General features: G+C 73.0%; 14 protein-coding genes. 8 read left to right on the forward strand and 6 right to left on the reverse strand.

Annotated elements, in window-relative coordinates:
* The first annotated feature begins 143 nt into the window (after window positions 1-143).
* The 3 genes from ABD350_RS24350 (at window position 144) to ABD350_RS24360 (ending at window position 3,178) form a co-directional block, all read left to right on the forward strand.
* Window positions 144-1,205, forward strand: coding sequence for a PP2C family protein-serine/threonine phosphatase (locus ABD350_RS24350; protein ID WP_344350436.1), 1,062 nt, complete (start codon window positions 144-146; stop codon window positions 1,203-1,205).
* 30 nt (window positions 1,206-1,235) lie between these two features.
* Window positions 1,236-2,576 carry an NsdA family TPR-like regulatory protein gene (locus ABD350_RS24355; protein ID WP_344350437.1) on the forward strand — a complete coding sequence of 447 codons (1,341 nt, stop codon included), beginning with the start codon at window positions 1,236-1,238 and terminating at the stop codon, window positions 2,574-2,576.
* A 65-nt stretch (window positions 2,577-2,641) separates the two neighbouring features.
* The gene (locus ABD350_RS24360) at window positions 2,642-3,178 is read left to right on the forward strand and encodes an NUDIX hydrolase (protein ID WP_344350438.1); all 537 of its coding nucleotides are present in this window, start codon (window positions 2,642-2,644) and stop codon (window positions 3,176-3,178) included.
* Here ABD350_RS24360 and ABD350_RS24365 read toward each other — a convergent pair.
* Window positions 3,175-3,435, reverse strand: a complete 261-nt coding sequence (locus ABD350_RS24365; RefSeq protein WP_344350439.1) for a hypothetical protein — start codon at window positions 3,433-3,435, stop codon at window positions 3,175-3,177. The two genes, ABD350_RS24360 and ABD350_RS24365, sit on opposite strands and share 4 nt — an antisense overlap.
* 207 nt (window positions 3,436-3,642) lie before the next feature.
* Window positions 3,643-4,503: a 3-hydroxybutyryl-CoA dehydrogenase gene (locus ABD350_RS24370; protein WP_030613619.1), complete on the reverse strand. Its 861-nt coding sequence runs from the start codon at window positions 4,501-4,503 to the stop codon at window positions 3,643-3,645.
* Between the two features lie 172 nt (window positions 4,504-4,675).
* Between ABD350_RS24370 and ABD350_RS24375 the strand changes: the two genes are divergently transcribed.
* Window positions 4,676-5,995 (forward strand): glycoside hydrolase family 10-like protein, encoded by a 1,320-nt coding sequence (locus tag ABD350_RS24375; RefSeq protein ID WP_425584199.1) that lies wholly within the window; start codon window positions 4,676-4,678, stop codon window positions 5,993-5,995.
* Here the strand turns inward: ABD350_RS24375 and ABD350_RS24380 are convergent, their stop codons facing one another.
* Together ABD350_RS24380 and ABD350_RS24385 are read right to left on the reverse strand one after the other, a co-directional pair.
* A complete protein-coding gene (locus ABD350_RS24380) occupies window positions 5,996-6,196 on the reverse strand; it encodes a DUF1918 domain-containing protein (protein WP_344350440.1) in 201 nt (66 codons plus the stop codon).
* A 17-nt stretch (window positions 6,197-6,213) separates the two neighbouring features.
* Complete coding sequence (locus ABD350_RS24385; protein WP_344350441.1) at window positions 6,214-7,125, reverse strand: DMT family transporter; 912 nt, start codon at window positions 7,123-7,125, stop codon at window positions 6,214-6,216.
* On the opposite strand from ABD350_RS24385, the gene ABD350_RS24390 reads away from it, so the two are divergent.
* Entirely contained in the window at window positions 7,124-8,557 is a 1,434-nt protein-coding gene (locus ABD350_RS24390; RefSeq protein WP_344350442.1) for an aminotransferase-like domain-containing protein, read from the forward strand. The two genes, ABD350_RS24385 and ABD350_RS24390, sit on opposite strands and share 2 nt — an antisense overlap.
* Window positions 8,558-8,600: 43 nt before the next feature.
* Window positions 8,601-9,038: a GNAT family N-acetyltransferase gene (locus ABD350_RS24395; RefSeq protein ID WP_344350443.1), complete on the forward strand. Its 438-nt coding sequence runs from the start codon at window positions 8,601-8,603 to the stop codon at window positions 9,036-9,038.
* Between the two features lie 9 nt (window positions 9,039-9,047).
* Here ABD350_RS24395 and ABD350_RS24400 read toward each other — a convergent pair whose 3' ends face one another.
* Window positions 9,048-9,569 carry a DUF6314 family protein gene (locus ABD350_RS24400; RefSeq protein WP_344350556.1) on the reverse strand — a complete coding sequence of 174 codons (522 nt, stop codon included), beginning with the start codon at window positions 9,567-9,569 and terminating at the stop codon, window positions 9,048-9,050.
* Between the two features lie 87 nt (window positions 9,570-9,656).
* On the opposite strand from ABD350_RS24400, the gene ABD350_RS24405 reads away from it, so the two are divergent.
* A complete protein-coding gene (locus ABD350_RS24405; RefSeq protein ID WP_344350445.1) occupies window positions 9,657-12,137 on the forward strand; it encodes an alpha-L-arabinofuranosidase C-terminal domain-containing protein in 2,481 nt (826 codons plus the stop codon).
* Here ABD350_RS24405 and ABD350_RS24410 read toward each other — a convergent pair.
* Entirely contained in the window at window positions 12,124-13,395 is a 1,272-nt protein-coding gene (locus ABD350_RS24410) for a cysteine desulfurase (RefSeq protein WP_344350446.1), read from the reverse strand. The two genes, ABD350_RS24405 and ABD350_RS24410, sit on opposite strands and share 14 nt — an antisense overlap.
* A gap of 105 nt (window positions 13,396-13,500) precedes the next feature.
* Here ABD350_RS24410 and ABD350_RS24415 point away from each other — a divergent pair, with 105 nt between their 5' ends.
* Window positions 13,501-14,109 (forward strand): ABATE domain-containing protein, encoded by a 609-nt coding sequence (locus ABD350_RS24415; RefSeq protein ID WP_344350447.1) that lies wholly within the window; start codon window positions 13,501-13,503, stop codon window positions 14,107-14,109.
* Window positions 14,110-14,284: the final 175 nt, after the last annotated feature.

Consider the following 14,284-nt stretch of genomic DNA (forward strand, 5'->3'; position numbering starts at 1 on the left):
CGCTTGGATGGGGGAGGAGCTCACTCATTCGAGTGGGAACCCGGGGTGATCCGGCCCGCTCGGGTCGTGCCCTCGACAGAATCGGACCGGCCTTTCGGGGTCGGTCCGTCTGCTCTGTCAGGCCCACATGGGGGACCACAGGCATGATCCGCATCAAGGCACGGGCGCCCACCGGGCGGGCAACCGTACTGCCCACGGTCTGGGGAGCCGTCGCGGTCGGCTACAAGTTCGGCTGCCCGCTCGCCCAGCAGAGCGGCCTCGGGGCGCGCATCGTCACCAGCGCCGTGTTCTTCGCCGTCGGCACCGGCCTCGTCCTGCATGTCCGCCGCACCCTGCTGAGGGAGCTGCGGATCGCCCGGCGGGTGGCGCGCGCCGCGCAGAACGTCGTCCTGCGTCCGCCACCGCCCCGTCTGGACGGGATCGACGTCGCCGCCGCCCAGCTCTCCGCCGACCGGGGCGCGAGTGTGGGCGGCGATCTGTACGGGGCCGTCGCCACCGAGCACGGCGTCCGCGTGGTGATGGGGGACGTACGGGGGCACGGGCTGGCCGCCCTGGGCACCGTCGCCGCCCTGCTCGGCAGCTTCCGCGAGGCCGCCCACGACGAGGCCGATCTGGACCGGGTGCTGCGCCGGCTGGACCGCGCCCTCGCCCGCCACCTGCGCGAACGCGCCCGCGCCGAGCATCCGGCGCACGGCGGTGCCGGGCCGGACACCCCGGTCGCGGAGGAGTTCGTCACCGTGCTGCTCCTGGAGATCGGCCCCGACGGCGAGGTGCGCGCCCTCAACTGCGGCCACCCGTGGCCGTATCTGCTCAGCGGTACGACGGCCGGCCCGCTCTCGCACGCCGAACCGCTCCCGCCGCTCGGGCCGTTCCCGCTGCCGGCCGGGCTGACGGCCCGCTCCTGCGGCCGGCTGCTGCCGGGGGAGTCCCTGGTGCTGTTCACGGACGGGGCGGAGGAGGCCCGGGACGCGCGCGGGCGGTTCTTCCCGCTGCCGGCGGTGCTGGCAGACGCGGTGCGGGGGCAGCCGGTCACCCCGCAGACGGTCCTGCGCACGGTCTTCCGCGCCCTCCTCGACCACACCGGCGGCACCCCCGACGACGATGTGGCGCTCCTGGTGCTGCGCAACGCGCGCGGGCCCGGGCCCGAGGCGACGGCCACGGACACCCGGTTCACACCCCGTGTGAAGGCGCAGCCACTACGCTGACGGCACCAGGCCATTCGCGGGGGGCAACCCATGCAGCCCAACACTCTGCTCGACGCCATCCTGGACGAGGCGGGGATCTCGCACGCCGGCCTCGCCGCCCATGTCAACCAGGCCGGCCGCGCCCGCGGTCTCGCGCTGCGGTACGAACACACCGCCGTGGCACGCTGGCTGAAGGGCCAGCGGCCCCGCGGCCAGGTGCCCGACCTGATCTGCGAGGTACTGGCGGCCCGGCTCCACAGACCGGTCACGCTGGACGACATCGGGCTCGGCGTGCCCGGCGGGCCGAGCAGCCCGCACGCCGGTTCGCTGGGCGGGTTCGTGGAGCGGGCCACCGCCCTGTGGCGGTCGGACGAACAACAGCGGCCCCATGTGCTGGGCGCCCCCGCGGTCACCGGCACCCCGGCCGTGATGCCGGTGTGGGAGTGGGAGAACCCGCCCGAGGACGTCGACGTCTCCCGGGGCGGCCGGCAGCAGGTCACCGCGGCCGACATCGAGGTGCTGCGCGCCGCCCGGGCGCACTACGAGCAGATGTACCGCAAGGCCGGCGGGATGGCGACCCGCACCCGGATCGTCGGCTTCCTCAACGCCGAGGCCGCGCCGCTGCTGCGGGGCAGCTACACCGACGCCACCGGCCGCCAACTGCACCGGGCCACGGGCGCCTTGGTGGCGATCGCGGGTATCTGCGCGTACGACTCCGACGCCCACGGGCTCGCCCAGCGCTACTTCCACCAGGCGCTCCGGCTCGCCAAGGCCAGCGGGGACCGGGGACTCGGGGCCTATGTGATCGCGCTGCTGGTCAACCAGTCGCTGTTCATGCGGGAGTACCGGCAGGCCGTCGCCTTCGCCGAGGCCGCGCTGCGCACCGCCGGCCGGCACATCACCCCGGCGCTCGCCTCCGATCTGTACGCCATGCAGGCCAAGGCGTACGCCCACCTCGGCGACAGCGGCGGTGCGCTGTCCCGCATCCGGCGCGCGGAGACGGCGGCCGAGCGGATCCGGCGCGGTCACGAGCCCGACGAGACCGGGTATGTGCAGCCGGGGCTGGTCAATGTGCAGGTGGCCGAGGCGCTGCTCAGCCTCGGCGAACTGACCGCCGCCGGGGAGCACGCGGCGGCGGCCGTCGGCACCCCCGCCCACGACCGGGGCCGGGTGCACCGGCTGGCCATGCTCAGCACCATCGAGCTGCGCCGGGGCAACGCCGACCAGGCCGTGGCGACCGCCGTGCAGATGGCCGAGCAGGCCCGCGGCATGGAGTCCCAGCGGCTGCGCGACCGGCTCCGCGCGGTGCGCGAGCATCTGGTGCGCTGCGGCTCGGCCGGCACCGCCGAGGCCGCCGAACTGATCGACGGGGCGCTGCGCGTGCCACTGTAGGCCCCCTGTGGGGTACCCGGTCCCTGCTGCGATATTGCCACTCACCCGACGGAAGGTGGCATACCGTGCAGTGGACGAAACACTGTGAAAAAACCGTGTATGAGACCCGCTGGTTCCGTGTCAACCTCGCGGATGTCGAACTGCCGGACGGCCGGCACCTCGACCACTTCGTGATCCGGCTGCGGCCCGTGGCCGTGGCGACGATCGTCAACGAGGCGAACGAGGTGCTGCTGCTGTGGCGGCACCGCTTCATCACCGACAGCTGGGGCTGGGAGCTCGCGGCGGGCATCGTCGAGGACGGCGAGGACATCGCGGGCGCGGCGGCCAGGGAACTGGAGGAGGAGACCGGCTGGCGGCCGGGGCCCCTGCACCACCTGTTGAGCGTGGAGCCGTCCAACGGCCTCACCGACGCCCGGCATCACATCTACTGGTCCGACCGGGGCGAGTACGTCGGACACCCCGTGGACGACTTCGAGTCGGACCGGCGGGAATGGGTCCCCCTGAAGCTCGTCCCCGACCTGATCGCCCGTGGGGAGGTCCCGGCCGCCAACATGGCGGCCGCGTTACTCCTGTTGCACCACCTCAGGCTCGCCGAGGGCTAGTGGGCCGACAGCGCCTGCCACAGCGTCACCACGAGCGCGCCGAGCGCGGTCAGCGCGGCGAGCGAGGGCAGCGGCCAGCGTGCGTGTTCCAGCGAGGCGATCCGGGAGTTCAGATCGTCCAGTTCCTTGGCGGTCTCCTCGGTGCGGTGGCGCAGCAGCGCCAGTCCTCCCTCGACCCTGGCGTAGGCCACGTCGAGGCGGCGCCGTAACTCTGCGAGTTCTCCATGGACCACGGGATGCTCCGGTTCGGCGGTCACGGGTCCGCTCCTCTCGGTAGTCGAAATGAATGGTTCCGCATCCCCTGCATGCGCATGATGAGTCAACTCGCCTGGTGGGCGCGTGGGGAGCGTGTGTGGCGGGCATATGCGTGTCCGGCGCGCACACGGTGTGTGAAACAGTCGGGCCCGGCACCGTACTCCGGTGCCGGGCCCGACGGGCGTCGCTCTTCGTAATCAGGCGTGGGTTCAGCCGTAGGTGTAGAAGCCGGACCCGGTCTTCCGGCCGAGCCGGCCCGCCTCCACCATGCGCTGGAGCAGCGGGGGAGCGGCGTACAGCGGCTCCTTGTACTCGGCGTACATCGAGTTGGCGATGGAGACGATGGTGTCCAGGCCGATCAGGTCGGACAGCTTCAGCGGGCCCATCGGGTGGGCGCAGCCCATCTCCATGCCGTTGTCGATGTCCTCGCGGCTCGCGATGCCGGACTCGAACATCCGGATCGCCGACAGCAGGTAGGGCACCAGCAGCGCGTTCACCACGAACCCGGAGCGGTCCTGGGCACGGATGGCGTGCTTGCCGAGCACCTTCTCGGCGAAGACCTGGGCGCGGCTGAGCGTGCCCTCGGAGGTGGTGAGCGCCGGGATCAGCTCGACCAGCTGCTGCACGGGGGCCGGGTTGAAGAAGTGGATGCCGACGACGTGGTCCGGCCGGGAGGTGGCGACGGCCAGCTTCACCAGCGGGATCGAGGAGGTGTTGGACGCCAGGATCGCGTCCGGCCGGGTCACCACCTGGTCGAGCACCTGGAAGATCTCGGTCTTGACCTGCTCGTTCTCGACGACGGCCTCGATCACCAGGTCCCGGTCGGAGAACTCGCCGAGGTCGGTGGTGAAGCTCAGCCGCGCCTGGGTGGCGTCCCGCTCCGCCTCGGTGATCTTGCCGCGCTCGGCGGCCTTGGCCAGGGAGTTGTACAGCCGGGTACGGCCGATCTCCAGGGCCTCGCCGGTGGTCTCGGCGACCTTCACGTCCAGTCCCGCGCGGGCGCACACCTCGGCGATGCCCGCGCCCATCTGGCCGCAGCCCACGACTCCGACGCGCTCGATGTCGGTCACATCGTCCCCTTCGCTGGTCTTCCGGCTGGCTGGCAGGATCTCCGGGTTTCGGCGCCTGCTCCGATCGTGCACGTTACCGCCAAGTATCGATGATCGATCGCCCGGGTGGGGGCATCCTGGAGCGTGAAACGGTCCGTGACCGAGCGGATCCGGTGCGTACGGGAGGTGTCCGGTGGCGCGCATCTCGCGACGGGCCCTCGCACGGGCCGCGCTGTCCGCCCTGGCCACACCGGCCCCCCTGCCGGCCGCACCGGGGGTCACCGGGGGGAGCGGCGGCCCGGGCCCGGCGGCGACGGCGGGCGACGGCACCGGTCCCGCCCCCCGGAGCGCCGCGGCGGCGGGGCCGCACCGTCCGCCGCGGGCCACCGCCGAGATGCGGGGCGTCTGGATCGCGACCGTCGCCAACCGGGACTGGCCCTCGCGGCCCGGCCTCCCGGCGGACCGGCAGCGGGCCGAGCTGACCGCCCACCTCGACCGGGCGGTCCGCTACCGGCTCAACACGGTGATCCTCCAGGTGCGGCCGGCCGCCGACGCGCTGTGGCCGTCGCCGTACGAGCCCTGGTCCGAGTGGCTCACCGGCACCCAGGGCCGCCACCCGGGCTGGGATCCGCTGGGCACGGCCGTGCGGGAGGCCCACGCCCGCGGTCTGGAACTGCACGCCTGGTTCAACCCCTACCGGGTCGCGAACCACACCGACCCCAACCGGCTGGCCGCCTCGCACCCGGCCCGCGAGCACCCCGGCTGGGTGGTGCCGTACGGCGGCCGGCTCTACTACAACCCGGGGCTGCCCGAGGTCCGCGCCTTCGTGCTGCGGGCGATGCTGGACGCGGTCGCCCGCTACCCGGTCGACGCCGTCCACTTCGACGACTACTTCTACCCCTACCCGGTCGCCGGGCAGACCTTCGACGACGACGAGGCCTACGACCGGCACGGCGGGGCCTTCCCCGGCCGGGCCGCCTGGCGCCGGAGCAACATCGACACGCTGGTGCGGGAGACGGCCGCCGGGATCCGGCGGATCCGGCCCGGCACCCGGTTCGGCATCAGCCCCTTCGGGGTCTGGCGCAACGCTGCCACCGACCCGCGCGGCTCGGAGACCCGGGCGGGCGTCCAGACGTACGACGACCTGTACGCGGACACCCGCACCTGGGTCCGTGAGCACTGGATCGACTACGTCGTCCCACAGCTGTACTGGCACATCGGAAACGCCGCCGCCGACTACGCGGCCCTCGCCGCCTGGTGGTCCGAGGCCGCCCGGGGCACGACGACGCGGCTGTATCTCGGGGAGGCCCTGTACAAGGCGGGCGCCGCCGGGGAGCCGTCGGCCTGGCAGGACCCGGTCGAGCTGTCCCGGCACCTCACCCTGGCCGCCCGGTATCCGCAGGTGCGCGGGCATGTGTTCTTCGCCGCCGCGGACGTGGCGGCCGACCCGGCCGGGGCGATGGCGCGAGTGGTCGCCGACCACTACCGGGGGCCGGCGAGACCACCGCGCTGACTACCGCTGTCGCTGTTCTTCCTGGTGCCTGACCTGGCAGTCGGGCCCGGGGGACATGATCGTCTCGTGTCCGTTCTCGGCACGGACACGGTAGGGCGGGCCGCCCTCGGGACCGAGTACTTCCACTACTTCCACGACATGGTCGTGCTGCCCGACCACCCTGCCGTGCTGGACCAGCTTGTCGCCCTTGGATGCGTGCATCTGGGCCCTCCTGACGCTCACGACCGCTGCGTGACGGCGATGCACACGAGCACGGCCACGGCGGTCAGCGGTGCGGCCACCGTGAAGTGTTCGCCCAGCAGCAGCGCCGACCACACCAGTGTGAGCAGGGGCTGCGCCAACTGCAACTGACTGGCCCGCGGGATGCCGATGGCCGCCATGCCCCGGTACCAGACGACCAGGCCGAGGAACTGCGAGCCCAGGGCCACCCACAGCAGCCCGGCGATGCCGTGCCCGGTGAGGTGTGCGGGCTCGTACGCCAGCGCCACCGCGGTGGCCGGCACGCTGAGCGGCAGACACAGCACCAGCGCCCAGCCGATGACCTGCCAGCCCGGCATGACCCGGGCCAGCCGGCCGCCCTCGGTGTAGCCGGCCGCGCACACCAGCAGCGCCGCGAAGAGATAGCCGTCGGCCGTGGTGAGCGCGCCGCCGCTCTGGGTGAGGGTGAAGGCGATCACGGCCGCGGCGCCCGCCACGGCCGCCAGCCAGAACCGGCGGGAGGGCCGGGCACCGGTGCGCAGGGCCGAGAACACGGCGGTGGTCAGCGGCAGCAGGCCCACCACGACGGCCGCGTGGGCGGTGGTGGACGTCTCCAGCGCCAGCGTGGTCAGCATCGGGAAGCCCAGCACCACCCCGGCGGCGACCACGGCCAGCCCGGCCAGATGGCGGCGCGCCGGCAGCCGTACCCGCAGCAACAGCAGACAGCCCCCGGCCACGGCCGCGGCCAGGACCGCGCGCACCGCCACCAGCGACCACGGGCCGAAGCTCTCCAGGCCCCACGCGGTGGACGGGAAGGTCAGCGAGAAGGCGATCACGCCGAGACCGGCCTGGACGGTGCCGAGGCCCCGCAGGTCTCCGGGGGCGGTGACTGCTATCGGGCTGGGTGCAGTAGCGCTACTCTGTGTTCTCATGCAACAGCGTAGCAGCGTGGGGGAACTGACAGAACAGCTCCGACGGGAGCTCGACCGCTACTCACCTGGTGGAAAGCTCCCATCGAGTCGGGCTTTGGTCGAGCGGTTCCGGGTGAGCCCGGTGACCGTCTCCCGGGCCCTCGCCCAGCTCGCCGCCGAGGGCCTGGTGGTCACCCGCCCCGGCGCCGGTGCCTTCCGGGCCCGGCCGCACCGGCCGGAGAGCCCCGCCGGCGACACCTCCTGGCAGGAGGTCGCCCTCAGCGCCGACGGCGCGGCCGACCTCGTCCCGCGCACGGTGGACGCCTCGGGTGTCACGGTCTCGCTGGCCGCCCCGCCGCCCGGGGTCCTGGAGTTCAGCGGCGGCTACCCGCACCCCTCCCTGCAACCGGAGCGGGCCATGGCCGCCGCCCTGGCCCGGGCCGGCCGGCGGCCCGGCGCCTGGGAGCGGCCCCCGCTGGAGGGGCTGCCCGAGCTGCGGGAGTGGTTCGCGCGGGGGATCGGCGGCGCCGTCACCGCCGCCGAGGTGCTGATCGCCGCGGGCGGTCAGGCGGCCCTGGCCACCGCCCTGCGCGCGCTCGCCCCGCCCGGCGCCCCGGTGCTCGTGGAGTCGCCCACCTACCCGGGCATGCTGGCCCTCGCCCGCGCGGCCGGGCTGCGGCCGGTCCCGGTGCCGGTGGACCCCGACGGGGTACGCCCCGACCTGCTCGCGGACGCCTTCCACGCCACCGGCGCCCGGGTCTTCGTCTGCCAGCCGCTGTTCCAGAACCCGACCGGTGCCGTGCTGGCCCCCGCCCGGCGCGCCGAGGTGCTGCGCATCGCCCGCGCCGCCGGGGCGTTCGTCGTCGAGGACGACTTCGTGCGCCGCCTCGTCCACGCCGACGCCGGGCCGCTGCCCCGCCCGCTGGCCGCCGACGACCCGGACGGCGTGGTGGTGCACGTCGGCTCGCTCACCAAGGCGACCTCGCCGAGCTTCCGGGTGAGCGCGCTGGCCGCGCGCGGGCCGGTGCTGGAACGCCTGCGCGCGATCCAGGTCGTGGACAGCTTCTTCGTGCCCCGCCCCTTGCAGGAGGCCGCCCTGGAACTCGTCGGCTCACCGGCCTGGCCGCGCCATCTGCGGGCGCTGTCGGCCGAGCTGAAGACCCGCCGCGACGTCATGACGGGCGCGCTCGCCCGGGAGCTGCCCGAGCCGGCCCTGCCGCACATCCCGGCCGGCGGCTACCACCTGTGGCTGCGGCTGCCCGACGGGCTGGACGAGGCCGCGCTGACCGCGGCGGCGCTCCGCGCGGGCGTCGCCCTCACTCCCGGCCGCCCCTACTTCAGCGCCGAACCGCCCGCCGCCCACCTCCGGCTGAGCTTCGCGGCGGTGGCCGGCACCGGGGAGATCGCCGAGGGGGTGCGGCGGCTGCGGGCGGCGTACGAGGAGGTGCGGTGAAAACGGCTCGTCCGCCCGGGGCCCGGCCTGTGAGGATCACCGTATGAGCGATGTGCCGGACCTCCCCGAGGGCTACGAGTTCTCCGCCGACCCCGCCCGCGTCGACGCCGACCGTGTGCACGGCTGGCTGTCCTGCGACACGTACTGGGCGCTCGGCCGCCCCCGTGAGAAGCAGGAACGGGCGATGGCGTCCTCGCTGAACTTCGGGGTCTACGCCACCGACTCGGGGGAGCAGGTGGCGTACGCGCGGGTGGTCACCGACCGGGCGCTGTTCGCCTGGCTCGCCGATGTGTACGTGGACCCGTCGGTGCGCGGCAAGGGCGTGGGCACGGCGTTCGTCGGCCGGATCCGCGACCACCTGGCGCCCTTCGGGCTGACCCGGCTGCTGCTCGCCACCGAGGACGCGCACGAGGTGTACGCCAGGCTGGGCTTCCGGCCGCTGGAGCGCCCGGAGCAGTACATGGCGCACTCCTTCGAGTGAGCGCCCGGCTCAGTCCTCGCGGCGGGAGTCCCGGGTGAGCGCCTCGCGGGTGTAGTCCGTGGTGAGCTCCAGGTCCTTCGCCGGGCCGCCGACCCGCCACACCGTGCGCCAGCGGCCGGCGTCCAGGACGGTGAACTCGCCCCGGTAGAGATCGGCCGCACAGGGGTGGTCGGCGACGTACCGGCCCGTGGTGAGGTCCAGGTCGTGGAAGGGCCGCCCGTCCGCGAAGCGCACGTCCGCCCGGCCCGGCGCGGGCCCCGGCAGGAACCGCAGCGTCCGGGTGGCCGGCCGGGCCACCCCGCGCCAGGTGAAGACGCCGGATTCCTCGTGCAGCAGCCCGCCGCCGTCCAGCGGGCCGAAGACGGTGGTCCCGGTGAAGTGCCCCGCGTCCCCGCTCGCCAGATCCCGCACCGCGCGCTCGACGTGCCAGCGGCCGGACAGATAGGCCAGCGGGTCGGGCACCGGCCGGAACTCGTCCTCGCGCATCCCCTCGGCCTGCCCCTCTTTCCGTTCCGTCGTCGTCCGCCCCATTGACGTGCTCATACCCCTTCCCTATCTTGCCGTTCGAAGTGCTGACCAATGTCTGATATTTCGAACATCGAGAGCCGCGGAGTATCCATGTCACGCACCACCCGCTTCAGACTCGGCCTGGGAGCGGGCGCCGTCCTGCTCGTCACGGCCGCCCTCCCCGCCCCGGCCCACGCCGAGGGCGTCACCGACTACACGATCCGCGTCGACCCCTCCGCCACCGGTCCCGCGATCCCCCGGACCATGTACGGGGTCTTCTTCGAGGACATCAACCGCGCCGCCGACGGCGGCCTGTACGCCGAACTCGTCCAGAACCGGTCCTTCGAGTACTCGGCCGCCGACAACGCCTCGTACACCCCGCTGACCGCCTGGACGGTCTTTGGCGCCGCCCGGGCGGTGGACGACTCCGGCCGGCTCAACGAGCGCAACCGCACCTACCTGGCGCTGGGCGCCGGTTCGTCCGTCACCAACGCCGGCTACAACACCGGGATCGCCGTACGGGACGGCGAGAGGTACGACTTCTCGGTGTGGGCCCGCGCCGAGGCCCCTGCCGCGCTCACCGTCTCCCTCCAGGACTCCGGCGGCCCGCTCGCCACCGCCCGGCGGATCGCCGTGAACAAGAACGGCTGGGCCCGCTACCAGGCCACCTTCACCGCCACCCGGACCAGCACCACGGGCCGGCTCACCGTCGCCGCCGACACCGCCACCGCCCTGGACATGGTGTCCCTCTTCCCGCGCGACACCTACAAGCACCAGCCCAACGGCCTGCGCAAGGACCTCGCCGAGAAGGTCGCCGCCCTGCGCCCGGGCTTCGTCCGCTTCCCCGGCGGCTGCCTGGTCAACACCGGCTCCATGGACGACTACAGCGAGGCGTCCGGCTGGCAGCGCAAGCGCTCCTACCAGTGGAAGGACACCGTCGGCCCGGTCGAGCAGCGCCCCACCAACGCCAACTTCTGGGGATACAACCAGAGTTACGGCCTCGGCTACTACGAGTACTTCCGGTTCGCCGAGGACATCGGCGCCATGCCGCTGCCCGTCGTACCGGCCCTGGTCACCGGCTGCGGCCAGAACCGGGCCGTGACCGACGACGCCCTGCTGAAGCGGCACATCCAGGACACCCTGGACCTTATCGAGTTCGCCAACGGCCCGGCGACCTCCACCTGGGGCAAGGTGCGGGCGCGGATGGGCCACCCCAAGCCGTTCCACCTCACCCACATCGAGGTCGGCAACGAGGAGAACCTGCCCACCGAGTTCTTCGCCCGCTTCGAGAAGTTCCGCGCGGCCGTCCAGGCGAAGTACCCGTACATGAAGGTCATCTCCAACTCGGGCCCGGACGACTCCGGCACGGTCTTCGACACCGCCTGGAAGCTCAACCGGGACGCCAAGGTCGACATGGTCGACGAGCACTACTACAACAGCACCCGGTGGTTCCTGCAGAACAACGACCGCTACGACTCCTACGACCGCTCCGGTTCCAAGGTCTTCCTCGGCGAGTACGCCTCCCAGGGCAACGCCTTCGAGAACGGCCTCGCCGAGGCGGCCTTCATGACCGGCCTGGAACGCAACGCGGACGTGGTCGAACTCGCCTCCTACGCCCCGCTGTTCGCCAACGAGGACTACGTCCAGTGGCGCCCGGACCTGGTGTGGTTCAACAACCACGCCTCCTGGGGCTCGGCCAACTACGAGGTGCAGAAGCTGTTCATGACCAACGTGGGCGACCGGGTGGTGCCGAGCACGGCGACCGGCACCCCGAGCGTCAGCGGACCCGTCACCGGCGCGGTCGGGCTGTCCACCTGGAACACCAGCGCCGCCTACGACGACGTACGGGTCACCGGCGCCGACGGCTCCCCGTTGCTCCGCGACGACTTCTCCGGTGACGCCTCGAAGTGGACCCACACCGGGGGCGGCAGCTGGACCGTCCAGGACGGCCGGTACGTCCAGACGGACGACACGGCCGAGAACACCATGGTCCAGGCCGGCGACCCGACCTGGCACGACTACGACCTGCATGTGCGGGCCACCAAGAAGTCCGGCAAGGAGGGCTTCCTCGTCGCCTTCGGCGTCAAGGACACCGGCAACTACTTCTGGTGGAACATCGGCGGCTGGAACAACACCCAGTCGGCCGTCGAGCAGGCCGTGGACGGCGGCAAGTCCACGCTGCTGACCAAGGCGGGCTCGGTCGAGACCGGCCGCGCCTACGACATCGACGTCAAGGTGCGCGGCCGCCAGGTCACGCTCTACCTCGACGGCGAGGAGTGGGGGAGCTTCAGCGACGACAAGCCGGCCGAGCCGTTCCGTCAGGTCGTCACGCGCGACGCGAAGACCGGCGAGCTGATCGTCAAGGTCGTCAACGCCCAGTCCGCCGCCGCCCGTACCGCCATCGACCTGGGCGGCGCCGAGGTCGCGTCCCGGGCCAAGGCCACCACGCTGGCCGCCGCGCCGGACGCGGTGAACTCCGAGACGTCCACGGCGGTCGCCCCGCGCACCTCCACCGTCACCGGGGTCGCGGGGACGTTCACGTACACCTTCCCGGCGAACTCCGTCACCTTCCTCAGGATCAAGGAGAAGTAGGGGGCGCGGGGGTGCGCGGGGACGCTCGGACGCCGAAGTACCGCTGGGCCGCCCGTACCCCCGCCACCAGCGCGTCGACCTCCTCGGGGGTGTTGTAGACGTAGAAGCTCGCCCGGGTGGTAGCCGGGACGCCGAACCGCCGGGCGAGCGGCCGGGCACAGTGGTGGCCGACGCGGACGGCGACGCCCCGCTCGTCCAGCACCTGCCCGACGTCGTGCGGGTGGACGCCGTCCACGGTGAAGGAGACGGCCGAGCCGCGGTCGGTGAGGTCGTCCGGGCCGACGATCCGCACCCCCGGCACCTCTGCGAGCAGGCCCAGGGCGCGGGCGGTGAGCGCCTCCTCGTACGCCGCGACCTCCGCCATCCCCAGCCGCTCCAGGTACTCCACCGCCGCCGCGAGCCCCACCGCCTGCGCGGTCATCGGCACACCCGCCTCGAAGCGCTGCGGCGGCGGCAGGAAGGTCGTGCGGTCCATCTCCACGATCTCGATCATCGAGCCGCCGGTCAGGAACGGCGGCAGGCCGGCCAGCAGCTCCGCGCGGCCCCACAGCACGCCGACGCCGTTCGGGCCGAGCATCTTGTGCCCGGAGAAGGCCAGGAAGTCCGCGCCCAGCTCCGTCACGTCCACCGGGCGGTGCGGCACCGACTGGGCGCCGTCCACCACCACCAGCGCCCCGGCCGCGTGCGCCCGGTCGGCCAGCTCCCGCACCGGGTTCAGGGTGCCGAGGACATTGGACTGGTGGGTGAGGGCGAGCACCTTGGTGCGCTCGTCCAGCAGCTCGTCCACCCGGGTCAGGTCCAGCCGGCCCTCGTCGGTCAGGCCGAACCAGTCCAGCGTGGCGCCCGTCCGCCCGGCCAGCTGCTGCCAGGGGACCAGGTTCGCGTGGTGCTCCATCTCCGTCACCACGATCCGGTCGCCGGGCCCGATCCGGCCGGCGTCGCCGAGCGCGTACGCGACGAGGTTGACCGCCTCGGTGGTGTTCTTGGTGAAGACCACCTCGTCGTCGGCGGCGCCGATGAACCGGGCGACCGTGTGCCGCGCCCGCTCGTAGCCTTCCGTCGCCTCGCCGGCCAGCTGGTGCGCCCCGCGGTGCACGGCGGCGTTGCGGGTGAGGTAGAAGTCCCGCTCCGCGTCCAGGACCTGGAGCGGTTTCTGGGTGGTGGCCCCGGAGTCCAGGTAGACCAGCGGCGCGCCGCTCGCCACCGTCCGTCCCAGGATCGGGAAGTCCTCGCGCAGCGCGTCCACATCGAAGGCCACGACAGTCACCTCTCACGGTTTCTCGGCTAGTTCTCCGTGAGGCACGCTAAGCCTTTCTCACGGAGAATCGCAAGAATCTCCGTGAGGGATGGCTAGGATGGGACCGTGGAGCACGAGACCCCCGTCTATCTGCACCAGCTCCCGGTCCCCGGCCAGGACCGGTACGCCTCGCTGGCGCTGGTCAACACCCGGTTCACCGTCAGCCACGGCCGGGTCGACCTGCTCGACGGCAGCGAGGCCGCCCAGCTGTGGCTGGTCCGGCACGCCCTGCTGCCCGACCGCGTCGCCCTCGACGGCCGGCAGTCCGGCCGGCTGCGGGCCCTGCGCGAGGCGCTGCGGGCCCTCTTCACGGCCCGGACCGCCGGCACGCGACCGCCCGGCGACGCCCTCGGCACGCTGAACGCCGCCCTCGCCGCCGCCCCCGCCACGCCCCACCTCGCCTGGGGCGCCGACGGCCCGCGCCGCGCCGACCTCCCCGACGCCGGCGATCCGGCCGCCGCCGCGCTCTCCCTGCTCGCCGAGGACGCCACCGAGCTGCTCACCGGCAGCGACGCCGCCCAGCTCACCGAGTGCGCCGCCCAGGGCTGCGCCCGCTGGTTCCTGCGCTCGCACGGCGCCCGGCGCTGGTGCACCACCAAGTGCGGCAACCGGGTCCGCGCGGCCCGGGCCTACGCGGCCCGCAAGGCCGGTTCACCTCAAAAACACCTGCCGTAAATCCAGAGTTATCCGGTCGGCCATCAAATTCACTCGGTGTTTCCCCGCCCCCGAGAAAGTCGTCCCATTTTTCGGTGAGCGCACAACCAACAGGAAACGCGCTCCGTCTAAGTCCGCGAATAGACGGGGTACGCATTCTGTGAGGACGCCGAAAATGCACCGCAGCACTCCACCG

Origin of the sequence: Streptomyces nogalater (assembly GCF_039532885.1) — a bacterium.
Taxonomy (GTDB): Bacteria; Actinomycetota; Actinomycetes; order Streptomycetales; family Streptomycetaceae; genus Streptomyces; species Streptomyces nogalater.